Consider the following 22,508-nt stretch of genomic DNA (forward strand, 5'->3'; position numbering starts at 1 on the left):
CCGTACCCCTAAAGGAACCAGAACAATGGCAAGAGTAAAAAGAGCGGTAAACGCTCACAAGAGCCGTCGCGTCATCCTCGAGCGCGCCAAGGGCTACCGCGGCCAGCGCTCGCGCTTGGTCACCAAGGCCAAGGAGCAGCTGACTCACTCCTTCACCTACAGCTACCGTGACCGTCGTGCACGCAAGGGTGACTTCCGTCGCCTGTGGATCCAGCGGATCAACGCCGCATCCCGCGCCAACGGACTGACTTACAACCGCCTCATCCAGGGCCTCGCCCTGGCCGGCATCCAGGTCGACCGTCGCATCCTGGCCGAGCTGGCCGTGAACGAGCCCGCCACCTTCGCGGCCATCGTTGCGAGCGCCAAGGCAGCACTGCCCGCCGACACGTCGGCACCGAAGGTCGCGGTCAACGCGTAACTTTCACCACCAGCAACACGCACTCTTCACGGGAGCGGGCCCAGCGCCCGCTCCCGTTTTGCGTGCCCGCGCCGTCGAAGCGGGCAGGCCCTCCGCGCGGCTGCAGGCGGGTGGCAGTAGGGCCGGTAAGCTGGTCCTATGTTAGATAATCCCCGTTCTCCGCGCGTGCGGGCTGTCGCGAAACTGGCCAATCGAGCCGCGCGCTCCGAGACCGGACTGTTCCTGCTCGAGGGTCCGCAGGCCGTCGTCGAGGCCCTCACCTACCGTCCCGAACTCGTCGTCGAGCTGTACGCCACCCCGACGGCCCTCGAGCGCTACACCGACATCGCCGACACCGCCGCCCAGGCCGGCGTCGAGGTGGAATTCGTCACCGAACAGGTGCTCGAAACCATGGCCGACACCGTCACGCCGCAGGGTTTCGTGGCCGTCTGCCACCAGTTCCCGACCTCGGTCAAGGATATTTTCGGCAATGAGCCGCGCCTGATCGCCATTCTCGAAGAGGTGCGCGACCCCGGAAACGCCGGCACCATCATTCGTGCCGCGGATGCCGCCGGAGCCGACGCGGTCATCCTCACCGGTCGCAGTGTAGACCTCTACAACCCCAAGGTCGTGCGCTCGTCGACCGGGTCGATCTTCCACCTCCCCGTCGCCGTCGGAGTCACTCTCGAAGACGTGCGCGAGCGCGCGAGAGAGGCCGGCATGCAGCTGTTCGCCGCCGACATCAAGGGGACCGACCTGCTCGTGGCCCGCAACGACGGATTGCTCGTCGCTCCGACCGCGTGGCTGTTCGGCAATGAGGCTCGCGGGCTCAGCGACGAAGACCTGGCGAAGGTCGACCGGTCCATTTCGGTGCCGATCTACGGCCACGCCGAGTCGATGAACCTCGCCACGGCGGCCTCAGTCTGCCTCTACGAGAGCGCGTTCGCCCAGCGCAGCTGACCTGCGGGAAATCGGGTCGGTGGAATCATCACAGCTCGATAACCTCCGGTGTCGGATGGTTCAGGAAGGCGCGAATCTACCCTAAGTTGGGGTGATGGAGCCTACAGAATCAGCGCCGGCTACGTCCAACATCACCGTTCGTCGAGGTGAGCCGCTGGTCGTCGTGAAGGACGTCAACAAGAATTTCGGTGAACTGCACGTCCTCAAGAACATCAACACGGTCGTCACCCGTGGTGAGGTCGTCGTTGTCATCGGTCCGAGTGGCTCGGGCAAGTCCACCCTGTGCCGGGCGATCAACCGGCTCGAGACGATCGACTCGGGCAGCATCACGATCGACGGCGTCGAGCTCCCGGCTGAGGGCCGTGCCCTCGCCCAGTTGCGGGCCGACGTGGGCATGGTCTTCCAGGCGTTCAACCTGTTCGCGCACAAGACCGTTCTCGACAATGTGACCCTCGGCCCGATCAAGGTGCGCGGCATGACCAAGGCGGCCGCCGAGGAAAAGGCCATGGCGCTCCTCGAACGCGTCGGGGTGGCCAACCAGGCGCAGAAGATGCCGGCCCAGCTCTCCGGTGGCCAGCAGCAACGCGTCGCCATTGCGCGCGCCCTGGCGATGACCCCCAAGCTGATCCTGCTCGACGAGCCGACGAGCGCGCTCGACCCGGAGATGATCAACGAGGTCCTCGAGGTCATGATCGACCTCGCCAACGACGGAATGACCATGATCGTCGTCACTCACGAGATGGGCTTCGCGCGCCGCGCCGCCGATCGGGTGATCTTCATGGCCGAGGGCGAAATCGTCGAGGAGACGACCCCGGAGAAATTCTTCACCGACCCCCAGAGCACGAGAGCGAAGGATTTCCTCTCGAAAATACTTGCCCACTGACCGGTGGGCCGGAACACACAGCAACCCGGAGGAAACATGACTTTCACCAAACGTCTTGCGATCTCAGCCCTTGCCCTCGCGAGCGTCTTCGCGCTCAGCGCCTGCACCGACTCTGGCGCGGGTTCACCGACCTCCGCTCCCGTCGCATCGGCACCTGAATTCGCGGCAGGCACGACCATGGCCAAGCTCGCCGACGCCGGCTCGATCACCATCGGCACCAAGTTCGACCAGCCGCTCTTCGGCCTCAAGGGCCCGGACGGCACCCCGGTCGGGTTCGACGTCGAAATCGGCAAGCTGATCGCCGGCAAGCTCGGCATCTCGGCGGACAACATCAAGTGGGTCGAAACCGTCTCTGCCAACCGCGAGCCGTTCATCCAGAACGGCCAGGTCGACATGGTCGTGGCCACCTACACGATCAACGACAAGCGCAAGGAAGTCGTCGACTTCGCCGGACCGTACTACCAGGCCGGTCAGGACCTGCTCGTGCTCGCAGGCAACCCGGACAAGATCACCGGTCCGAAGGACCTCGCCGGCAAGAAGGTCTGCACGGTGAGCGGTTCAACGTCGGAGAAGAACATTGCCGCGTACACGACCGACATCATCGCCACGGACACTTACTCCAACTGCCTCGGCCCGCTGCGTAGCGGCGAGGTCGCCGCGGTAACCACGGACAACGTCATCCTGGCCGGCCTCGCCGACCAGAACGCGGGTCAGTTCGAGGTCGTGGACAAGCCGTTCACCGAAGAGCCGTACGGCATCGGGCTCATGAAGGACGACACCGAGTTCCGCACGTTCATCAACGACACCCTCGAAGAGGCCTACGCCGACGGTTCCTGGGCTGCCGCCTGGGAGTCCACCGCGGGCAAGGTTCTCGAGACGCCGACGCCGCCGGCCGTCAACCGCTACTGAACCACCGCACCATCTGAATAAGCACCACCCGCCGATCGGGGTGGCCCGGGCCAACAGCGCCGGGCCACCCCGATCAGCAACGGCCCCACGCGCACAACGCACGTGACCATGCCGCTAGACATGAAGGAGGTGAGCTGTGGACGCCATCACTGAGAACCTGCCCGTGTTCATCGACGGTTTCAGGAACACGCTGGGGCTGCTCGGCCTGGCCGGAGTCGGGGCGCTCGTACTCGGGGTCATCATCGCCGCGCTGCGCATTTCCCCCGTTTCATCGTTCCGGGGATTCGCCACGGTGTACACGGAGATCGTCCGCAACACCCCGCTCACCCTCGTACTCTTCTTCTGCGCCTTCCTGCTGCCGTACCTCCAGTTCTCACCCGGTTACTTCCCGCTCGCCGTGCTCGGGCTCACCGTCTACACCTCACCCTTCGTCGCCGAGGCCCTCCGGGCCGGCGTCAACGGCGTTCACGTCGGCCAGGCCGAGGCCGCCAGGAGCGTCGGGCTCACCTTCGGCCAGAGCCTGACCTTCGTGATCATGCCGCAGGCCATCCGGATGGTCATCCCTCCGCTGATCAACGTCTTCATCGCCCTGACCAAGAACACCTCCGTTGCCGGTGCCTTCTTCGTTTTCGAGCTCTTCGGCGCGGCACGCAAGGTCACCAACGATCGAGGCGACCAGGTGATCGCCATCCTGCTCGGCGTCGCGGCGTTCTACCTGTTGATCACCATCACCCTCGGCCTGATAGCCGGCCGGGTCGAGAAGAAGGTCGCGGTGCTCCGATGAGTCTCTCTGTTCTCTACGACGCGCCCGGCCCCAAGGCCCGGATGCGCTCCCGCACCATCTCCGTCGTCGGTGTCATCCTCATCATCGGCGCGCTGATCCTGCTCGTCCTGGCGATGGGAGCCCCGAAGGCCAGCGCCAACGGTGCGATCCAGCCTGGGCTGTGGGATGCGTCGCGCTGGGATGTCTTCAGCGACGTGCAGGTCTGGCGCTCGCTCGGCCAGGGCGTGCTCGCCACGCTCTCCATGGCCGGGGTTGCCGCGGCGATCGCGCTGCCTCTCGGCGTGGTGTTCTCGTTCGGTCGCGCCTCCGACTCAGCCGTGGTCAGGGTGCCGAGCACGGTCGTGCTCGAATTCGTACGTGGCATGCCCGTGCTGCTGATGATGCTGTTCATCCTGCTGGTCTTCTCGACCGGCTCGTTCTGGGCCGGCGTCGCCGCCCTCGCCGTCTACAACGGGGCGATCATCGGCGAGGCCCTGCGCGCCGGAATCAAGTCCCTTCCTCGTGGTCAGCGGGAAGCCGGGCTCGCGATCGGCCTGACGCCCATCTCCACCCGGATGCGGATCGAGTTCCCTCAGGCGTTCCGTCAGATGCTGCCGATCATCATCGCCCAGCTCGTCGTGCTCCTCAAGGACACCTCGCTCGCCTTCGTGGTCGGCTACAGCGAACTGCTCCGAGTCGGGGTGAAGAACCTGCCCGACTTCTTCGGCAACCGCTACGCGTTCTCCTTCTTCATGGTGGTCCTGGCGATCTACCTGGCCATGAACCTTTCCCTCTCCTGGTTGGCCCGCGTGATCGCCCACCGCACCAACCCCAAGGCGAAGGCGGCCAACCCCACCCCGCCGAACACCCCCGCCGACCCGGTGCTGGCCATGCCGACCGCCCTGGGCGAGCAGTCCAGGGGCGGAGGATCCGCCCCGTAGGGTAGTCCGCGACGAGGCCACTAAACTTGTGCCTTGTGTCTGATCCCACCGAAATCTCCGAAGAGGCCGTGAGCGCGGCCGTCACCGCCGCGCTCACCGCCATTTCCGCCGCCGCCGACTCCAGCGCCCTCCGGGCAGTGCGCACCGAGCACGCCGGGGACGCGTCCCCGCTGGCCCGCCTCAACGCGCTCATGCGCACGGTGCCGGGCGACCAGAAGGCCGCCGCCGGCAAACTCGTCGGCCAGGCCAGGGGCCGCGTCGGCCAGGCACTCACCATTCGAGAGACCGAGATCGGTGAGGCGGAGGCGCGCGCCCAGCTCGCCGCCGAAGCCGTCGACGTGACCGCGGCGGCATCCGCCTGGCGGCCGGGAGCGCGGCATCCGCTCGCCCTGCTGCAGGAACGCGTCGCCGACGTCTTCGTCGGCATGGGCTGGGAGGTAGCCGAGGGGCCGGAGCTCGAGAGCGAGTGGTTCAACTTCGACGCCCTCAACTTCGACGAGGACCACCCCGCCCGCGCCATGCAGGACACCTTCTTCGTCGACCCGCCCGAGGCTCACCTCGTGCTCCGCACCCACACCTCCCCGGTGCAGTTGCGCGCCCTGCTCTCCCGCGAACTGCCCGTCTACGTCGTCGCGCCCGGCCGCGTCTTCCGCACCGACGAACTCGACGCCACCCACACGCCCGTGTTCCACCAGATCGAGGGCATCGCCGTCGACAAGGGCCTCACCATGGCGCACCTGCGCGGCACCCTCGACCACTTCGTCAAGGCCATGTTCGGCCCGGAGGCGAAGGTGCGCCTGCGCCCCAACTATTTCCCGTTCACCGAGCCGAGCGCCGAACTCGACCTCTGGCACCCGACCTTCAAGGACGGCGCCCGCTGGATCGAGTGGGGCGGCTGCGGCATGGTCAACGCGAATGTGCTCCGCTCCGCCGGGATCGACCCGGAGGTCTACTCCGGGTTCGCGTTCGGCGTCGGCGTCGAACGGGCACTGATGTTCCGAAATGATGTGAAGGATATGCACGACATGGTCGAAGGCGACGTCCGGTTCAGCCAGCAGTACGGGATGACCGTCTGATGCGCGTCCCACTGAGCTGGCTCGGCGAATTCGTCGACCTCGCACCCGGCACCACCCCCGAAGACGTCCACGCCGCCCTCGTCAGCGTCGGCCTGGAGGAAGAAGAGATTCACCGCTTCGACCTGACCGGCCCCATCGTCGTCGGCGAGGTGCTCTCGATCGAACCCGAGGCGCAGACCAACGGCAAGACCATCAACTGGTGCCAGGTGCGTGTCTCGACAGGCTCGACAACCGATGAATCGAACGTCGAAGATATTCGGGGGATCGTCTGCGGTGCCCACAACTTCGGCGTCGGCGACAAGGTCGTCGTGACCCTGCCCGGCGCCGTGCTGCCCGGCCCGTTCCCGATCGCGGCCCGCAAGACCTACGGACACGTCTCCGACGGAATGATCGCCTCGGCCCGCGAGCTCGGCCTCGGCGACGAGCACGACGGCATCCTCCGCCTGGCCGCCCTCGGCCTCGACGCCCCCGTCGGCACGGATGCCCTCGGCCTCCTCGGCCTCGACGACAGCGCCGTGGAGATCAACGTCACCCCCGACCGCGGCTACGCGTTCTCCATCCGCGGCGTCGCCCGCGAATACGCCCACGCCACCGGCGCGACCTTCCGCGACCCGGCCCTCGCCGTGGTCCCGGCCCCCTCCTCGATCGCGTTCGTCGTGACCATCGACGACCGGGCCCCGATCCGCGACAAGATCGGCGCAAGCGTTTTCGTCACCCGGGCCGTGCGCGGCGTTGACCCGACCCGGCCTTCTCCGGCCTGGCTGATCGCCCGGCTGAAGCTCGCCGGCATCCGTTCAATCTCGCTGATCGTCGACGTGACCAACTACGTGATGATCGAACTCGGCCAGCCCATCCACGCCTACGACCTCGATGCACTGGCCGGTGGCATCACCGTGCGCCGCGCTGGCAAGGGCGAGAAACTCACTACCCTCGACGACGTCACCCGCACTCTCAGCGGAGAAGACCTCCTGATCACGGACGAATCCGGGCCGATAGGCCTGGCCGGGGTGATGGGCGGTCAGACCACCGAAATCGGGGCCGGCACCACCAACGTGCTCGTCGAGGCCGCGAACTTCGACCCGGTGTCCATCGCGCGCACGGCCCGCAGGCACAAGCTGCCCAGTGAGGCTTCCCGTCGGTTCGAGCGCGGGGTCGACCCCGCCGTCGCCGCCGTCGCCGCGGCCAGGGTCGTGCAGTTGCTGGTCGAACTCGCCGGGGGAGTGGCCGACGACCTCGGCTCCCTGCACGACGCCACCCCCGCCGCGCAGCCGATCTTCCTGCCGGCCGGCTTCATCTCCGGGCTGATCGGACTCGAGTACACCCGCGACGAGGTGCGCACCTCCCTGGCCGAGATCGGCGCCTCGCTCAAAGAGATCGAGGGTGGACTGTCCGTCACCGCGCCGAGCTGGCGTCCCGACCTGACCGATAAGTGGACCCTGGCCGAGGAGGTCGCCCGCATCGTCGGCTACGACCGGATCCCCTCCGTGCTGCCCGTGGCTCCGCCCGGGCGCGGCCTCACCCGCACCCAGCTGCTGCGCCGCCAGGTCGCCCAGACCCTCGCGGCCGCCGGCCACACCGAGGTGCTCGCGTACCCGTTCGTCGCCGAGAAGGCCAACAACCTGTTCGGCGCCCCCGTAGGCCCGACCGTGCCGCAGATGCGGGTCGCGAACCCGCTCGACGGCGAGGCGCCGTTCCTGCGCACCTCCATGCTGCCCGGGCTGCTCCAGATCGCCCACCGCAACCGGTCCCGCGGCCTCACCGACCTCGCCGTCTTCGAGCAGGGCCAGGTCTTCCGGCCCGTCGCCGGAGTCGAGTACGGCAGCAGTGTCGTGCCCCCCGGTGCCGTGCGCCCCAGCGCGAGGCTCGAGATCGAGCTGAACGCGGGCATCCCGCCGCAGCCGTTCTCCGTCGGCGTCGTGTTCACCGGCAACGCGACCCGGCAGCAGCCGGGCCGGCCCGCCGTGCCCGCCGGCTGGCAGGACGCCCTCACCGCCGTGGCGCAGATCGCCCTGGCCACCGGGGTCGCCATCCAGGTTCGCCAGGGCTCGCACCAGGCTATGCACCCGGGGCGCACGGCCGAACTGTTCGTGACGACGGATGCCGGAGCCACCTCGGTCGGCTACGCCGGCGAGCTGCTCCCGGCCGTCGCGCGCAGCTTCGACCTGCCCGCGGTCGTCGCGGTCGCCGAAATCAACCTCAGCGTGGTCTTCGACCGCGCCGGCGCCGAGCTCCAGGCCATCCCGATCCGCACCATGCCGGCCGCCACCCAGGACCTGTCCCTCGTGGTCGACACCGTTGTGCCCGCCGGGGAGGTGCTCGAGGCCGTGATCGAGGGCTCCGGGCCGTTGCTCGACCACGCGGAGCTCGTCGACGACTACCGCGGCGCCGGAATCCCTTCCGGCCGCAAGTCGCTGACCTTCGCCCTCCGGTTCCGGGCAGCCGACCGCACCCTGACCGCCGCGGAGGCCAGTGACGCCAAGCTGGCCGGGGTGGCCGTCGCGGCCGCACGCTTCGGCGCCACCCTCCGGGAGTAGCCAAACACCCGGCTCCCGGTTCCCACGCCGGCGCGGAGCCGGGAGCCGCCGAGCCTCGACCCCTGGCAGCCCCGCTCCGCCCGCCGCGCAAGAAAACTGCGTCGACGCGGATTCTCGGCGGCGCACGGCGGCGCGCTAAGTTTGACCCATGGCTTTTTCGGTGGCGGTTGCGGGCGCGAGCGGCTACGCGGGCGGGGAATTGCTCCGGCTCCTCGCCGGGCATCCCGAATTCGAGGTGCGCACGGTCACCGCGCACAGCAACGCCGGGCAGAGACTGATCGACGTGCAGCCGCACCTGCGCTCCCTCGCCGGACTCACCCTCGTGGACACGACCTCCGAGACCCTGGCCGGGCATGACCTGGTCTTCCTCGCCCTGCCGCACGGGGCATCCGGTGCCCTGACGGCCGCGCTCTCGCCCGACACGCTCGTCGTCGACTGCGGTGCCGACCACCGGCTGGAGAGCGAGACGGCCTGGGCCGCGTTCTACGGCGGCGACTACTACGGTGCCTGGGCCTACGGGGTGCCCGAACTTCCGGTCGACGGCGGAAAACAGCGCTCCCGGCTGGTCGGCGCGCGCCGGATCGCCGCGCCCGGCTGCAACGCCAGCACGGTCGCCCTGGCGCTCGCACCCGGCATCCGTTCCGGCGTGATCGAGGCGCAGGACCTCGTCGCCGTGCTCGCGGTCGGCCCGTCCGGCGCCGGCAAGAGCCTCAAACTGCCCAACCTCGCGGCGGAGATCCTCGGATCGGCCAACCCCTACGCGGTCGGTGGGGTGCACCGGCACATCCCCGAGATCCAACAGAGCCTGGCCTGGGCCGGGGCCGAGAACCCCACCATCTCCTTCACCCCGGTGATCGTGCCGATGTCGCGGGGCATCCTCTGCACCGCGACGGCCAGGCTCGTGCCCGGAACCTCGGACGCCGCCGTGCGCGCCGCCTGGGAGAGCGCCTACGCCGACGAACCCTTCGTACACCTGCTGCCGGAGGGCCGATTCCCCCGCACCAGCGACGTTCTCGGCGCCAATACGGCGCTGATCGGCCTCGCCATCGACCACTCCGTGGGCCGCGTGGTCACCGTCACCGCCGTCGACAACCTCGCCAAGGGCACCGCCGGCGCCGCCATCCAGTCCGCCAACATCGCCCTGGGTCTCCCGGAGACCCTCGGCCTGAGCACAAATGGAGTCGCACCGTGAGCGTCACAGCCCCCGCCGGATTCACCGCAGCCGGAGTCACCGCAGGCCTGAAGAATTCCGGCGGCCTCGACCTCGCCGTGGTGCAGAACCTCGGCCCGCTCACGAGCGCCGCGACCGTCTTCACCACCAACCGTTGCAAGGCGAACCCGGTCATCTGGAGCGAACAGGTGATGCGCGGCGGCGTGGTCCGCGCGGTCGTGCTCAACTCGGGCGGCGCCAACTGTTACACGGGCAGCATCGGCTTCCAGACCACGCACGCCACCGCGGAGGCCGTCGCCAGCCGTCTCGAGATCGCGGCCGGAGAGGTGCTCGTCTGCTCAACCGGCCTGATCGGCGAACAACTCGACCTGGGCAAGCTCACCGCCGGAATCTGGGATGCCTCGGTCGCCCTGCACGCCGGCACCGCGGCATCCGCCGCCGCCGGCCTCGCCGCCGCCCGTGCCATCATGACCACCGACACGACCCCCAAGCAGTCCGTGCACGCCTCGTCCGCCGGCTGGACCATCGGTGGCATGGCCAAGGGCGCCGGGATGCTCGCGCCCGGCCTGGCCACGATGCTCGTCGTGCTCACCACCGACGCTGTTCTCGACTCCGGCCAGCTCGACACGGCTCTCCGCCAGGCCACCCGGGTCACTTTCGACCGACTCGACTCCGACGGCTGCATGTCGACCAACGACACCGTCACCCTCCTCGGCTCAGGGGCGAGCGGCGTCGCCGCCGACCCGGCCGAATTCGCGGAAGCGCTCACCGCCGTGTGCCAGGACCTTACCCTGCAGTTACAGGCCGACGCCGAGGGCTCCGCGCACGACGTGGCTATCGTGGTGCAGGGCGCCGACTCGGAGCTCGACGCCGTCATCGTCGCCAGGGCGGTGTCCCGCAGCAACCTGTTCAAGACGGCCATCTTCGGCAACGACCCGAACTGGGGCCGCGTGCTCGCCGCGGTCGGCACCACCCAGGCCGTGTTCGACCCCTACGGAATCGACGTCGCGATCAACGGCGTGCAGGTCTGCTCGGCGGGCGAGCCCGACCAGCCGCGCGAGCTGGTCGACCTCACATCCCGGGCGGTCACCGTGCTCATCGACCTGCACGCGGGCTCCGCGACGGCCACGATCTGGACCAACGACCTCACCCACGCCTACGTCGAAGAGAACAGCGCGTACTCGAGTTGATCGCATCGACCCCGGCCTCCGACGAAGCGCGTGACCCCGACTTCAACAGCCGAGACGAGGCGACCGTCAAGGCCGCGACCCTGATCGAATCCCTGCCGTGGCTCAAACGATTCCACGATCAGGTCATCGTGGTCAAGTTCGGCGGCAACGCCATGGTCAACGAGGAACTGCAACGAGCCTTCGCCGAGGACATGGTCTACCTGCGCTATGCCGGCCTCCGCCCCGTCGTCGTGCACGGCGGCGGCCCGCAGATCTCCGCCATGCTCGACCGCCTCGGTATCGAAAGCGAGTTCCGCGGCGGCTACCGGGTCACCACGCCGGAGGCCATGGACGTCGTGCGGATGGTGCTCACCGGGCAGATCAACCGCGAACTGGTCAGCCGGATCAACGAACACGGGCCGCTGTCGGCCGGGCTGTCCGGCGAAGACGCCGGACTGTTCCAGGGTCGCCGTCGCGGCGCCGTCATCAACGGCGAAGAGGTGGACCTCGGTCTCGTCGGCGACGTCATCGGCGTCGACCCTGAGGCGGTGCTCGCCCAGCTCGCCGCCGGCCGCATCCCGGTCGTGTCCTCGATCGCACCGGACACGGATGTCCCGGGCCAGTCCCTGAACATCAACGCCGACGCGGCGGCCGCGGCACTGGCCATCGCACTGCACGCCGCCAAGCTCGTGATCCTCACCGACGTCGCCGGGCTCTACAGCGACTGGCCCAACCGGGACTCGCTCGTCTCCATGATCGACGTCGACGCCCTGCGCCGGCTCCTGCCCGACCTTGAATCGGGCATGATCCCCAAGATGACGGCCTGCCTCGACGCGGTCGACGGCGGGGTCGCGAAGGCGGCGATCATCGACGGACGGGTGCCGCACTCGATCCTGCTCGAGGTCTTCACCGGCAGCGGGATCGGAACCGAGGTGGTCCCCGTATGACCGGCCATCCAGCCACACCAGACCCAGGCACCACCAACCCAGGGACAACGAATCAAGGCATGACAGACGCAACCGAGTACGACCCGACCGAGCAGACACCGGGTACCGAGCATTGGCAGGAGCGCTTCGGCGCCGCCATGATGCGGACCCTGGCCACCCCGCTGGCCATGCTCGTCCGCGGCGAAGGCTGCTACGTCTGGGACGAAAAGGGGAAGAAGTACCTCGACTTCCTCGCCGGCATCGCCGTGAACTCCCTCGGCCACGCCCACCCCGACCTTGTCGCCGCGGTCACCGACCAGGTCGGCCGGGTCGCCCACGTCTCCAACTACTTCTCTTCGCCGCCGCAGATCGAACTTGCCGAGCGGCTCAAACGCATCACCGGGGCCGGCGAGTCCGGGCGGGTCTACTTCTGCAATTCCGGTGCCGAGGCCAACGAGGCCGCATTCAAACTGGCCAGGCTGAACACGAGCGGCGGCACGCGCACCCGCATCCTGTCCCTGCACGAATCGTTCCACGGCCGCACGATGGCAGCGCTCGCGCTGTCGGGCAAACCCGCCATGCGCGAGGCCTTCCTGCCCGTGCCCGGCGGAGTCGAGCACATCCACACCACCATCGAGGCGCTCGAGGCATCCATCGACAACACGGTCGCCGCCCTGTTCATCGAACCGGTCAAGGGTGAGGCCGGGGTCATCGACCTCCCCGATGGGTTCCTCCGCCGCGCCCGCGAACTCTGCACCAGGCACGGGGTCCTCCTCATCATCGACGAGGTGCAGACCGGGGCCGGCCGCACCGGTGAGTGGTGGGCTTTCCAACACGACGGCATCACCCCCGACGCCATCACCATCGCCAAGGGCATCGGAGGCGGCCTGCCGATCGGCGCCCTCGTCACCTACGGTGCAACCTCCGACCTCTTCAGTCGCGGCCAGCACGGCTCCACCTACGGCGGAAACCCGCTCGTCACCGCCACCTCAAACGCCGTGCTCGGCGTGATCGAACGCGACGGACTCGTCGCCAACGCCGCACGGCGTGGCGTGCAGCTGCGCGAGATCGTGCACGGCTTCGCGTCACCGCAGATCAGCGAGGTGCGCGGCCGCGGTCTCCTGATCGGCATCGGCCTGACCGAACCGGTCGCGCTCCGACTCGCGGCCGCGGCCATGAAAGAGGGCCTGATCGTGAACGCCGCCAACGAATCGACCATTCGGCTGGCGCCCCCGCTCATCATCGGCGACGGCGAACTGGCCGATTTCCAACACCGTTTCGGCCTCGCACTGGCCAGCCTCTAGAGTTGTTCAATCCCGCAATCCACCGAAAGTGACCTAAGTGACCCGCCATTTCCTGCGCGACGACGACCTCTCACCGGCCGAACAGGCCGAGATCCTCGACCTGGCACTGGTGCTCAAGCGAGACCGATTCGCGGCCAAACCGCTCGCCGGCCCCCAGACGGTCGCCGTGATCTTCGACAAATCTTCGACTCGCACCCGGGTGTCCTTCGCGGTGGGCATCGCCGACCTCGGTGGCAGCCCGCTGATCATCGCCACCGCCAGCAGCCAGCTCGGCGGCAAGGAGACCGCCTCCGACACGGCCAGGGTGCTCGAGCGTCAGGTGGCCGCAATCGTCTGGCGCACCTACGGCCAGGCCGGCCTCGAGGAGATGGCCCTGGGCACCACGGTCCCCGTCGTCAACGCGCTCTCCGACGACTTCCACCCGTGCCAGCTGCTCGCCGACCTGCTCACCATCCGCGAGCACCGCGGCGACCTCGCCGGCCAGACCCTCGCCTTCCTCGGTGACGGTGCCTGCAACATGGCGCAGTCCTACCTCCTCGCCGGGGCCACCGCCGGCATGCACGTGCGCATCGCCTCGCCGGTCGGTTACACGCCGAATCCGCAGGTGGTGCGGGATGCCGAGGCCATCGCCGCGCGCACCGGCGGCTCCGTCGCACTCTTCACCGACCCGGCCGAGGCCGTGACCGGGGTGGACGTGGTCATCACCGACACCTGGGTCTCGATGGGCAAGGAGGAGGAGAAGGCCGACCGCCTCGCCACACTCGGCGCCTACCGGGTCGATGCCGCGCTGCTCGCGCTCGCCCGGCCGGACGCGCATTTCCTGCACTGCCTGCCCGCCGACCGCGGCTTCGAGGTGACCGCCGAGGTCATCGACGGCCCGCAGAGCATCATCTGGGATGAGGCGGAAAACCGCCTGCACGCCCAGAAGGCCCTCCTCGCCTGGCTCCTTCGCCAGAACGACGACCACTGACACCCCTCCGGTCGAGAGCGCCGTCGTGACGGACGCCCACGACCGGAACACACCCCGGCGGTCACCTGGCCGGGAACGTAAACTTGATCTGAACAATCTTTAGGGAGAACCATGGCTGAACGTGTTGTGCTCGCATACTCCGGTGGACTTGACACCTCGGTTGGTATCGGCTGGCTGAAGGATGCGACCGGCAAGGAGGTCGTAGCCCTCGCCATCGACGTCGGACAGAGCGGCGAGGACATGGACGTGATCCGCCAGCGTGCGCTGGACTGCGGTGCCGTGGAGTCGATCGTCGTCGACGCCAAGGACGAGTTCGCCAGCGACTACGTCGTGCCGGCCCTCAAGGCCAACGCCCTCTACCAGAAGCGCTATCCGCTGGTCTCGGCGCTCAGCCGCCCCCTCATCGCGAAGTACCTTGCCTCGACCGCGAAGGAACTCGGCGCAAACAGCGTCGCGCACGGCTGCACCGGCAAGGGCAACGACCAGGTCCGCTTCGAAGCGGCCGTCGCCGCCCTCGCACCGGAACTCACCTCCCTCGCTCCCGTTCGTGACTTCGCGCTGACCCGCGACAAAGCCATCGAATACGCCGCCCTGCACAACCTGCCGATCGCGCAGTCGAAGAAGAGCCCGTACTCGATCGACCAGAACGTCTACGGCCGTGCGGTCGAGACCGGCTTCCTCGAAGACCCGTGGAATGCCCCGATCGAAGACCTCTACACGTACACCCAGGACCCGGCCATCACCCGCGAGCCCACCGAGGTCGTGATCAGCTTCGACCAGGGTGTTCCCGTCGCCATCGACGGCGTTCCCGTCACTCCGCTGCAGGCCATCGAACTGATGAACATGCACGCCGGCAACCAGGGCGTCGGCCGAATCGACATCGTCGAGGACCGTCTCGTCGGCATCAAGAGCCGCGAGGTCTATGAGGCCCCGGCCGGCATCGCCCTGATCGCCGCGCACGAAGAGCTCGAGAACATGACCGTCGAACGCGACCTGGCCCGGTACAAGCGCGGCGTCGAGTCCAAGTGGGCCGAGCTCGTCTACGACGGCCTGTGGTTCTCCGGCCTCAAGCGTGCGCTGGACGTGTTCATCGACGAGACGCAGAAGCACGTCACCGGTGACATCCGCCTGAAGCTGCACGCCGGCACCGCCGTCGTCACCGGGCGCAAGTCCACCCAGAGCCTCTACGATTTCAACCTCGCCACCTACGACACCGGTGACACCTTCGACCAGTCCATGGCCAAGGGTTTCATCGAGCTGTGGTCGCTGCCGAGCAAGATCTCGGCCCGCCGCGACCTCGCCGGCAAGTAGGAGCTGCGCGTGGCTGCCGACGAGAACACGAACCGAGCGGGTAAGGCGGGCGCCCTCTGGGGCGGCCGTTTCGCCGGCGGCCCCTCGCCCGAACTGGCGAAGCTGAGCAAGTCGACCCAGTTCGACTGGCCCCTTGCCCCCTACGACATCCGCGGTTCGAAGGCGCACGCCCGCGCCCTCGCCGAGGCCGGTTACCTCACCGGCGACGAGCTGACGGCCATGGTCGCCGGTCTCGACACCCTGGCGGATGACGTCGCCTCCGGCCGGTTCCTGCCGGCCGAAACCGATGAAGACGTGCACTCGGCACTCGAGCGCGGCCTGATCGACATCGTCGGTGTCGAACTCGGCGGCAAGCTGCGCGCCGGTCGCAGCCGCAACGACCAGGTGGCCACGCTCGTGCGGATGCTGCTGCGCGACAAGGCGGTCTCCATCTCCGCTCATCTGATCGACCTCATCGACGCGCTCGCGTCGCAGGCCGAGGCGAACGAGCACGCGATCATGCCCGGTCGCACCCACCTCCAGCACGCCCAGCCGGTGTTGCTGGCACACCACCTGTTCGCGCACTGCTGGCCGCTCGTGCGCGACCTCGAACGCTTCACCGACTGGAACAGGCGTGCGGACTTCTCGCCCTACGGTTCCGGGGCCCTGGCCGGGAACACCCTCGGCCTCGACGCCCGACTCGTGGCGACCGACCTCGGCTTCGGAGCCGTGGTGGAGAACTCGATCGACGGCACGGCCAGCCGCGACCTCGTCGCCGAGTTCGCCTTCATCACCGCGCAGATCGGTATCGACGTGTCCCGCCTGGCCGAGGAGATCATCCTCTGGAACACGCGCGAGTTCGGTTTCGTCACGCTCGATGACGGCTATTCGACCGGATCGTCGATCATGCCGCAGAAGAAGAACCCCGACATCGCCGAGCTCGCCCGCGGAAAGTCGGGTCGCCTCATCGGCAACCTGACCGGCCTGCTCACCACCCTCAAGGGTCTCCCGCTGGCCTACAACCGGGACCTGCAGGAAGACAAGGAGCCCGTCTTCGACTCGATCGAGACGCTCGAGGTGCTCCTGCCGGCGTTCAGCGGCATGATCGCCACCCTGACCTTCCACACCGAGAGGATGGCCGAGCTCGCCCCCGCCGGGTTCTCTCTGGCCACGGATGTCGCCGAGTGGCTGGTCAAGCAGCACGTCAGCTTCAGGGATGCCCACGAGATCACCGGGTTGCTGGTCAAGTTCGCCGAGCAGCACGACCTCGACCTGCACGAGGTCGACGATGCAGCTCTACTCAGCATCTCCGAGCACCTCACCCCGGACGTGCGTGAGGTGCTCAGCATCCAGGGGTCGGTCAACCGTCGCGACGGGCAGGCGGGCACCGCTCCCGTGCGCGTCGCCGAGCAGCGTGCCGTGCTGGTGGCGCGGGTGCGCGCCCTCGCCCTCGCCCTCCGGATGTGACCTTCGACCGTCGCCTGCTGGAGCGGCCCTCCCTCGAGGTGGCGCCGCTCCTGCTCGGCGCGGTGATCAGTCGGGCCGGGGTGTCGCTGCGCATCACGGAGGTGGAGGCCTATCTCGGTCACGGTGCCGACCCGGGTTCGCACGCGTTTCGCGGGCGTACCCCGCGCAACGCGGCGATGTTCGGTGCGGCCGGGCACCTCTACGCCTACTTCAGCTACGGCATGCACGTCTGCGCGAACGTGGTCTGCTCGCCGGAGGGGGAGGCCACCGCCGTGCTCCTGCGCGGCGGGGAGATCGTCGCGGGTGTGGCGGAGGCCCGACACCGCCGCCCGACGGCGAAGGCCGACCGGGACCTCGCCAGGGGGCCGGCGAGGCTCACGCTCGCGCTCGGCATCAGCCTCGGCGACGACGGGGCCGACCTCGCCGATGCGCCCTTCGACCTCACCCTGCCCGACGGGCCCGCGGAGTACCTGGCCGGGCCGCGCACCGGGGTAGGCGGCGCCGGCGGGGGAGTCGAGTACCCGTGGCGGTTCTGGCTACCGGGCGAGCCGTCCGTGTCGCCGTACCGCCGGCATCCGAAGCTGGGCGCCGCGGCGGGCTGACCCTCTCGTGGCGGGTGCCACGTCTCCCGGCACGCGGTCTAACGTGCGCCCGCTTCCACAACGCGGGCCGCGAGGGATCTCGTTACGCGATGGCGAGCCTGACCAGCGCGGCGCAGGAGCAGGCCCAGATCAGGCTGGCGAAGGTTCCGATGATGAAGCGTTCCCTGGACTCGGCCGCGGCCAGCTCGGTGAAGCGCCCGACGCCCTTGATCGCCACGACAACGGCGATCGCCTCGGGGAAGCCGGCCAGGATCGCGCCGGCCACGGCGAACCGCTCGAGAATCCCGATCATCAGCCCACCCCGCAGCACCTCGTGCACGGTCCCGCCGGCAACGGCCGGGTCCGTCGCCGTCGCGGCTTCATCGTCGCGAACGAGGATGCCGCCGTGCGCGCCGGGTTGCACCGAATTGTTCGTGGCCAACCGGAGAGCGAGCACGGCCATCGGGCCGCCGCCCACGACGGAGAGCGCCAGGGCCACCATCCCCAGGACGATGCCGAACGAGCCGGACCCGTCCGGGGCGGGCACCGCGGCTATCACCAGCGCCGCGGCGAGGGCCCCGGCCGCCGCGATGGCGTAGCGCTGATTCTTCTGCTTGAAAGCGAGCACGGCCAGGCCGAGCGACCCGGTCGTGACGAGCAGGAGCAGGAGCCAGTACAGATAGGCCAGAATCTGGAAAGCCTGGAAATTCATGTCGAGGGTCCTGTTCCTGTTGTGGCGTTGTCGAGGTCCTCCAGCAGCCTAACGAGTGCCGGGCGTGCCGCCTGGTCGACCTTCCAGAGCGCGCTGCGAAGTCGCTGGCTGACCGCGGCCGCCGAAATGTCCAACCGGGCGGCAATCTCCACCTGGCTCAGCCCGGTCTCCAGCAGGTCGACCGCGGCCCAGCCCTCCGACGTGCGGCGCTGGCGCAGCAGCAGGAACGGCACGAGGAGCGCTTCGACCTCGTCGGCGTCGAGCGCCGGACGGTGTTCGGGTGCCACCTTCCCGTCCTGTGCTTCGGCTGGTTCAGCCGGTTCAGCCGGCTCGGCCGGTTCTACCGTGAGCGCAAACCGGGCATCCGCCTTCTTCGCCCGGGTCACCGCGTCGCGCGCACCGACGAACGCCTGACCGGATGCCTGGCGGGCGGAGTCAGGCAGGGGCATGCGCACCGTGCCGACTCCGAGGCCGATGCTCCAATGTTCGGACCGGTGGAGGGCCAGGACCAGATCCAGGGCGGCGCGGGCATCCGTCAGCAGCATCTGGATCTCGTCGCCGGCCGTCTGGTCGGGCGGCAGGGTGAAGTTATCGCCGAATTGCGCCATCAGCGCGGCGATCATCTCGCCGGCGCGGTCACGGTCATTGCGGCTGTCGATCTGGTCAGCGGTGATCACGAACACGGGCGCACCTCCACAGCGGGGACAAAAGTAAGCTTGAAAGATGAATATAGCATAATTCACTATGTAGGCTTAATATGCGTCAATCAAGGCTGGGGAGTGTTTCCCGGCCCGCACCGGCACGCTGGTAATCTGGACCCGTGTCAGACCCCGCCATCCTCGCCCAACAGGCCAACGATCCCACCTTCGACGACGTCTGGGAGGAGATCTCCTGGCGAGGTCTCGTTCACGTCAGCACCGATCCGACCGAACTCCATGAGTTGCTGGCCGGGGATCCGATCACCTTCTATTGCGGTTTCGATCCCACGGCGCCCAGCCTGCACCTCGGTAACCTCGTGCAGATCCTGCTCATGCGGCGCCTCCAGCTCGCCGGGCACCGCCCGCTCGGTCTGGTCGGCGGTTCGACCGGCCTGATCGGCGACCCGAGGCCCACGGCGGAACGCACCCTGAACACGAAGGATGTCGTCGGCCAGTGGGTCGGTTACCTCCAGGCCCAGGTCTCCCGTTTCCTCAGCGGGGAGGGCGAGAACGCCGTCACCATGGTGAACAATCTCGACTGGACCGCGCCCATGAGCGCAATCGACTTCCTGCGCGACATCGGAAAGTACTACCGAGTGGGCAGCATGCTCAAGAAGGATGCGGTGAGCGCCAGGCTCAACTCCGACGCCGGCATCAGCTACACCGAGTTCAGCTACCAGGTGCTCCAGGGCCTGGACTTCCTCGAGCTGTACCGCAGCTACGGATGCGTGCTGCAGACCGGCGGAAGCGACCAGTGGGGCAACCTCACCAGCGGCACCGATCTCATCCGCAAGGCCGAGGGGGAGAGCGTGCACGCCATCGGCACACCGCTCATCACCAACACCGACGGCACGAAGTTCGGTAAGAGCGAGGGGAACGCGGTCTGGCTCGACCCCACCCTCACCAGTCCGTATGCCTTCTACCAGTTCTGGCTCAACACCGAAGACTCCGATGTGATCTCGAGGCTCAAGGTGTTCACCTTCCTCACCAGGGCCGAGATTGAAGATCTCGAGGCGGCGGTGGCGACCGAGCCGTTCAAGCGCCTCGCCCAGCGCACCCTCGCCGTCGCCGTGACCGGGCTCGTGCACGGCCGGCCGGCCACGGAAGCGGCGATCCAGGCCGCACACGCACTGTTCGGACAGGGCGAGCTGGCCGACCTCGACGAAGCCACCCTCGAGGCGGCGCTGCGCGAACTCCCGAACACGACAACGGCCCCGCACGCCACGGTTCTGCAGCTCCTCGTCGATACCGGGCTCACGGCGAGCCTGAGCGAAGCCCGGCGTGCCGTCAGCCAGGGTGGTGTCTACCTCAACAACGTCAAGGTCACCGATGAGGCAGAGACGATCGAGAACGCCGTCTTGCCCGGTGGTGTAGCCGTGCTCCGCCGAGGCAAAAAGACCCTGGCCGGCATCTTCGTCCAGTAACCCCCCGCGTAGTTCCGCGCCCGCGACGCCCGCATCCGCTCTCCTCGAGTGGTTGCGGGCGTTTTTGTGTTCCGCGAGAGTGCAGTTTTGGCCGTTTCGTGGTGTGGGTGGGGGCCAAAAGTGCACTTTCGCGGGGTGTGGGTGTGGGGTGTGGGGGTGGGGTGGGGGTGTGACACGCCCGGGGTTGCAGGGGTTTTGACGGGGTGGGCTGGGGGCCGTAATGTCTTCACGTACCCCAAAGGTGCGGAAAGCCGCAGAGCTTCCCGGCCTCATGTGGGACCAGGTTTTATGGCTTTTTCAGCGTGCCGCTCCGGTTGGAGTTTGGTGTGTTGGGGGCCTAAGCTAGTACTTCTCTCCGGCTGGTTTGTGTGGGTTGAGGTTGTGGGTTGTTTCGGTGTGCTTCGGCGTGCGTGGAATGGTCTGCTGGCCTTGATTTGACAGGGATTGCCGGGGCAGGTAAGTTAGACAAGTTGCCCCAAAACGAAAGCCGCAGTGCTGGTCAAACAGCGTGGCCTGAAGTTGGGTGCGTCCGATCCTTGAGAACTCAACAGCGTGCACAATGTCAAATGCCAAAAACCTCGGCCGTAGGGCTCCTTTCTAGGGGGTACCGCGGAAGAGATTCCTTTGGAAAACATTTAAACAACAAAGCAAGTCAGTAATGATTTGTTCTGTCAGTTTCAAACTTGTGTCTGGTCCGCCTATTCCGGTGGTCAGTCACACTAGATGTGCCGTTTCGGTCCCTGAGCTTGTCGAAGGGTCGGTTCGTGCAATCAAACATTTACGGAGAGTTTGATCCTGGCTCAGGACGAACGCTGGCGGCGTGCTTAACACATGCAAGTCGAACGGTGATGAGGAGCTTGCTTCTCTGATCAGTGGCGAACGGGTGAGTAACACGTGAGCAATCTGCCCTTGACTCTGGGATAAGCGTTGGAAACGACGTCTAATACCGGATACGACCCTTGGAGGCATCTCTGGGGGTGGAAAGAATTTTGGTCAAGGATGAGCTCGCGGCCTATCAGCTAGTTGGTGAGGTAATGGCTCACCAAGGCGACGACGGGTAGCCGGCCTGAGAGGGTGACCGGCCACACTGGGACTGAGACACGGCCCAGACTCCTACGGGAGGCAGCAGTGGGGAATATTGCACAATGGGCGAAAGCCTGATGCAGCAACGCCGCGTGAGGGACGACGGCCTTCGGGTTGTAAACCTCTTTTAGTAGGGAAGAAGCGAAAGTGACGGTACCTGCAGAAAAAGCACCGGCTAACTACGTGCCAGCAGCCGCGGTAATACGTAGGGTGCAAGCGTTGTCCGGAATTATTGGGCGTAAAGAGCTCGTAGGCGGTTTGTCGCGTCTGCTGTGAAAACCCGAGGCTCAACCTCGGGCCTGCAGTGGGTACGGGCAGACTAGAGTGCGGTAGGGGAGATTGGAATTCCTGGTGTAGCGGTGGAATGCGCAGATATCAGGAGGAACACCAATGGCGAAGGCAGATCTCTGGGCCGTAACTGACGCTGAGGAGCGAAAGCATGGGGAGCGAACAGGATTAGATACCCTGGTAGTCCATGCCGTAAACGTTGGGAACTAGATGTGGGGACCATTCCACGGTCTCCGTGTCGCAGCTAACGCATTAAGTTCCCCGCCTGGGGAGTACGGCCGCAAGGCTAAAACTCAAAGGAATTGACGGGGGCCCGCACAAGCGGCGGAGCATGCGGATTAATTCGATGCAACGCGAAGAACCTTACCAAGGCTTGACATATAGAGGAAACGTCTGGAAACAGTCGCCCCGCAAGGTCTCTATACAGGTGGTGCATGGTTGTCGTCAGCTCGTGTCGTGAGATGTTGGGTTAAGTCCCGCAACGAGCGCAACCCTCGTCCTATGTTGCCAGCACGTAATGGTGGGAACTCATGGGATACTGCCGGGGTCAACTCGGAGGAAGGTGGGGATGACGTCAAATCATCATGCCCCTTATGTCTTGGGCTTCACGCATGCTACAATGGCCGGTACAAAGGGCTGCAATACCGCAAGGTGGAGCGAATCCCAAAAAGCCGGTCTCAGTTCGGATTGAGGTCTGCAACTCGACCTCATGAAGTCGGAGTCGCTAGTAATCGCAGATCAGCAACGCTGCGGTGAATACGTTCCCGGGCCTTGTACACACCGCCCGTCAAGTCATGAAAGTCGGTAACACCCGAAGCCAGTGGCCTAACCCGCAAGGGGAGGAGCTGTCGAAGGTGGGATCGGTGATTAGGACTAAGTCGTAACAAGGTAGCCGTACCGGAAGGTGCGGCTGGATCACCTCCTTTCTAAGGAGCACAGCAGTGCCGTCTGTCTACAGCGGA

19 protein-coding genes and 1 rRNA gene are annotated in these 22,508 nt (G+C 67.1%); 18 read left to right on the forward strand and 2 right to left on the reverse strand.

Annotated features, from left to right (window positions below; translation table 11 throughout):
* Nucleotides 1-25 precede the first annotated feature (25 nt).
* The 16 genes from rplT (at nucleotide 26) to QMG61_RS09830 (ending at nucleotide 17,362) form a co-directional block, all read left to right on the forward strand.
* Complete coding sequence (gene rplT, locus QMG61_RS09755; protein ID WP_283494150.1) at nucleotides 26-418, forward strand: 50S ribosomal protein L20; 393 nt, start codon at nucleotides 26-28, stop codon at nucleotides 416-418.
* A 138-nt stretch (nucleotides 419-556) separates the two neighbouring features.
* Complete coding sequence (locus QMG61_RS09760) at nucleotides 557-1,357, forward strand: TrmH family RNA methyltransferase (protein ID WP_283494151.1); 801 nt, start codon at nucleotides 557-559, stop codon at nucleotides 1,355-1,357.
* Nucleotides 1,358-1,451: 94 nt separating this feature from the next.
* A complete protein-coding gene (locus QMG61_RS09765) occupies nucleotides 1,452-2,240 on the forward strand; it encodes an amino acid ABC transporter ATP-binding protein (protein WP_283494152.1) in 789 nt (262 codons plus the stop codon).
* Nucleotides 2,241-2,276: 36 nt separating this feature from the next.
* Nucleotides 2,277-3,149: a glutamate ABC transporter substrate-binding protein gene (locus tag QMG61_RS09770; protein WP_283494153.1), complete on the forward strand. Its 873-nt coding sequence runs from the start codon at nucleotides 2,277-2,279 to the stop codon at nucleotides 3,147-3,149.
* A gap of 136 nt (nucleotides 3,150-3,285) precedes the next feature.
* Entirely contained in the window at nucleotides 3,286-3,933 is a 648-nt protein-coding gene (locus QMG61_RS09775; RefSeq protein WP_283494154.1) for an amino acid ABC transporter permease, read from the forward strand.
* Nucleotides 3,930-4,853 (forward strand): amino acid ABC transporter permease, encoded by a 924-nt coding sequence (locus QMG61_RS09780; protein WP_283494155.1) that lies wholly within the window; start codon nucleotides 3,930-3,932, stop codon nucleotides 4,851-4,853. The genes QMG61_RS09775 and QMG61_RS09780 overlap by 4 nt, the downstream gene beginning before the upstream one ends.
* Nucleotides 4,854-4,888: 35 nt before the next feature.
* Nucleotides 4,889-5,929: a phenylalanine--tRNA ligase subunit alpha gene (gene pheS / locus QMG61_RS09785; protein ID WP_283494156.1), complete on the forward strand. Its 1,041-nt coding sequence runs from the start codon at nucleotides 4,889-4,891 to the stop codon at nucleotides 5,927-5,929.
* On the forward strand, nucleotides 5,929-8,463 hold the full coding sequence (pheT, locus tag QMG61_RS09790; protein WP_283494157.1) for a phenylalanine--tRNA ligase subunit beta: 2,535 nt from the start codon (nucleotides 5,929-5,931) through the stop codon (nucleotides 8,461-8,463). Before pheS ends, pheT begins: the two co-directional genes overlap by 1 nt.
* A gap of 148 nt (nucleotides 8,464-8,611) precedes the next feature.
* Nucleotides 8,612-9,655 carry an N-acetyl-gamma-glutamyl-phosphate reductase gene (gene argC / locus QMG61_RS09795; RefSeq protein ID WP_283494158.1) on the forward strand — a complete coding sequence of 348 codons (1,044 nt, stop codon included), beginning with the start codon at nucleotides 8,612-8,614 and terminating at the stop codon, nucleotides 9,653-9,655.
* The gene (gene argJ / locus QMG61_RS09800) at nucleotides 9,652-10,824 is read left to right on the forward strand and encodes a bifunctional glutamate N-acetyltransferase/amino-acid acetyltransferase ArgJ (RefSeq protein ID WP_283494159.1); all 1,173 of its coding nucleotides are present in this window, start codon (nucleotides 9,652-9,654) and stop codon (nucleotides 10,822-10,824) included. Before argC ends, argJ begins: the two co-directional genes overlap by 4 nt.
* Nucleotides 10,824-11,750: an acetylglutamate kinase gene (gene argB / locus QMG61_RS09805; RefSeq protein WP_502847025.1), complete on the forward strand. Its 927-nt coding sequence runs from the start codon at nucleotides 10,824-10,826 to the stop codon at nucleotides 11,748-11,750. The genes argJ and argB overlap by 1 nt, the downstream gene beginning before the upstream one ends.
* Before the next feature lie 59 nt (nucleotides 11,751-11,809).
* Nucleotides 11,810-13,033: an acetylornithine transaminase gene (locus QMG61_RS09810; RefSeq protein ID WP_283494160.1), complete on the forward strand. Its 1,224-nt coding sequence runs from the start codon at nucleotides 11,810-11,812 to the stop codon at nucleotides 13,031-13,033.
* A 37-nt stretch (nucleotides 13,034-13,070) separates the two neighbouring features.
* The gene (gene argF, locus QMG61_RS09815) at nucleotides 13,071-14,003 is read left to right on the forward strand and encodes an ornithine carbamoyltransferase (RefSeq protein WP_283494161.1); all 933 of its coding nucleotides are present in this window, start codon (nucleotides 13,071-13,073) and stop codon (nucleotides 14,001-14,003) included.
* A gap of 111 nt (nucleotides 14,004-14,114) precedes the next feature.
* Nucleotides 14,115-15,314: an argininosuccinate synthase gene (locus QMG61_RS09820; protein ID WP_283494162.1), complete on the forward strand. Its 1,200-nt coding sequence runs from the start codon at nucleotides 14,115-14,117 to the stop codon at nucleotides 15,312-15,314.
* A 9-nt stretch (nucleotides 15,315-15,323) separates the two neighbouring features.
* On the forward strand, nucleotides 15,324-16,760 hold the full coding sequence (gene argH / locus QMG61_RS09825; RefSeq protein ID WP_502847024.1) for an argininosuccinate lyase: 1,437 nt from the start codon (nucleotides 15,324-15,326) through the stop codon (nucleotides 16,758-16,760).
* Nucleotides 16,757-17,362 (forward strand): DNA-3-methyladenine glycosylase, encoded by a 606-nt coding sequence (locus QMG61_RS09830; protein ID WP_283494163.1) that lies wholly within the window; start codon nucleotides 16,757-16,759, stop codon nucleotides 17,360-17,362. The genes argH and QMG61_RS09830 overlap by 4 nt, the downstream gene beginning before the upstream one ends.
* A gap of 82 nt (nucleotides 17,363-17,444) precedes the next feature.
* On the opposite strand, the gene QMG61_RS09835 is transcribed toward QMG61_RS09830, so the two are convergent.
* Together QMG61_RS09835 and QMG61_RS09840 are read right to left on the reverse strand one after the other, a co-directional pair.
* Nucleotides 17,445-18,053, reverse strand: a complete 609-nt coding sequence (locus QMG61_RS09835) for a hypothetical protein (RefSeq protein ID WP_283494164.1) — start codon at nucleotides 18,051-18,053, stop codon at nucleotides 17,445-17,447.
* Nucleotides 18,050-18,736 carry a sigma factor-like helix-turn-helix DNA-binding protein gene (locus QMG61_RS09840; protein ID WP_283494165.1) on the reverse strand — a complete coding sequence of 229 codons (687 nt, stop codon included), beginning with the start codon at nucleotides 18,734-18,736 and terminating at the stop codon, nucleotides 18,050-18,052. The genes QMG61_RS09835 and QMG61_RS09840 overlap by 4 nt, the downstream gene beginning before the upstream one ends.
* 137 nt (nucleotides 18,737-18,873) lie before the next feature.
* Here QMG61_RS09840 and tyrS point away from each other — a divergent pair, with 137 nt between their 5' ends.
* Both tyrS and QMG61_RS09850 read left to right on the forward strand, forming a co-directional pair.
* Complete coding sequence (gene tyrS / locus QMG61_RS09845; protein WP_283494166.1) at nucleotides 18,874-20,175, forward strand: tyrosine--tRNA ligase; 1,302 nt, start codon at nucleotides 18,874-18,876, stop codon at nucleotides 20,173-20,175.
* A 777-nt stretch (nucleotides 20,176-20,952) separates the two neighbouring features.
* Nucleotides 20,953-22,472, forward strand: a 16S ribosomal RNA gene (locus QMG61_RS09850).
* Nucleotides 22,473-22,508: the final 36 nt, after the last annotated feature.

Source organism: Cryobacterium sp. PH31-AA6 (genome assembly GCF_030063195.1).
Lineage (GTDB): Bacteria > Actinomycetota > Actinomycetes > Actinomycetales > Microbacteriaceae > Cryobacterium.

Coding starts and splice junctions, on each gene's coding strand:
- QMG61_RS09760 (WP_283494151.1), top strand. CDS start 557: ATGTTAGATAATCCCCGTTCTCCGCGCGTGCGGGCTGTCGCGAAACTG.
- QMG61_RS09810 (WP_283494160.1), top strand. CDS start 11,810: ATGACAGACGCAACCGAGTACGACCCGACCGAGCAGACACCGGGTACC.
- pheT (WP_283494157.1), top strand. CDS start 5,929: ATGCGCGTCCCACTGAGCTGGCTCGGCGAATTCGTCGACCTCGCACCC.
- rplT (WP_283494150.1), top strand. CDS start 26: ATGGCAAGAGTAAAAAGAGCGGTAAACGCTCACAAGAGCCGTCGCGTC.
- QMG61_RS09770 (WP_283494153.1), top strand. CDS start 2,277: ATGACTTTCACCAAACGTCTTGCGATCTCAGCCCTTGCCCTCGCGAGC.
- QMG61_RS09835 (WP_283494164.1), bottom strand. CDS start 18,053: ATGAATTTCCAGGCTTTCCAGATTCTGGCCTATCTGTACTGGCTCCTG.
- QMG61_RS09820 (WP_283494162.1), top strand. CDS start 14,115: ATGGCTGAACGTGTTGTGCTCGCATACTCCGGTGGACTTGACACCTCG.
- QMG61_RS09765 (WP_283494152.1), top strand. CDS start 1,452: ATGGAGCCTACAGAATCAGCGCCGGCTACGTCCAACATCACCGTTCGT.
- argC (WP_283494158.1), top strand. CDS start 8,612: ATGGCTTTTTCGGTGGCGGTTGCGGGCGCGAGCGGCTACGCGGGCGGG.
- QMG61_RS09780 (WP_283494155.1), top strand. CDS start 3,930: ATGAGTCTCTCTGTTCTCTACGACGCGCCCGGCCCCAAGGCCCGGATG.